Genomic DNA, 330 nt, shown 5'->3' on the forward strand with positions numbered 1-330 from the left:
AGAGGTCTCGTGGGCTCGGAGATGTGTATAAGAGACAGTGGCGTAGGTGACGAGGCCGAGCATCGGGTTCGGGAAGCCGAAGACCGAGGCCTGCTCGCTCTTCATGATGTTGCCGCAGGAGACGATCGGGTTGAGGCTGCAGCCCGGGACGAAGTTCGGGTCTTCCAGGAGCTTGAACTTGTCGATCGTGATGACCCAGGCGGCGAGCGCCCCGGCCGCTCCGGTGATCACCAGCAGCCAGGCGAGGGCCTTGCTCGCGCCGATCGTGCCCGCTGTTTCCGTACCCGCGTTCGCCATGGCTGCATTCTGCCTCATGCGGTGACCCTCGCC

Annotated in this window: 1 protein-coding gene; it reads right to left on the reverse strand. The window is 64.5% G+C overall.

Annotation, left to right across the window (positions count from 1 at the left end; all coding sequences use genetic code 11):
• On the reverse strand, positions 1-297 hold a 297-nt coding region (locus tag OQ02_RS43470), incomplete at its 3' end, for a vitamin K epoxide reductase family protein (RefSeq protein ID WP_331281580.1).
• Between the last annotated feature and the right edge of the window lie 33 nt (positions 298-330).

The sequence above is a fragment of the Saccharothrix sp. NRRL B-16314 genome (assembly GCF_000716595.1).
Taxonomy (GTDB): domain Bacteria; phylum Actinomycetota; class Actinomycetes; order Mycobacteriales; family Pseudonocardiaceae; genus Actinosynnema.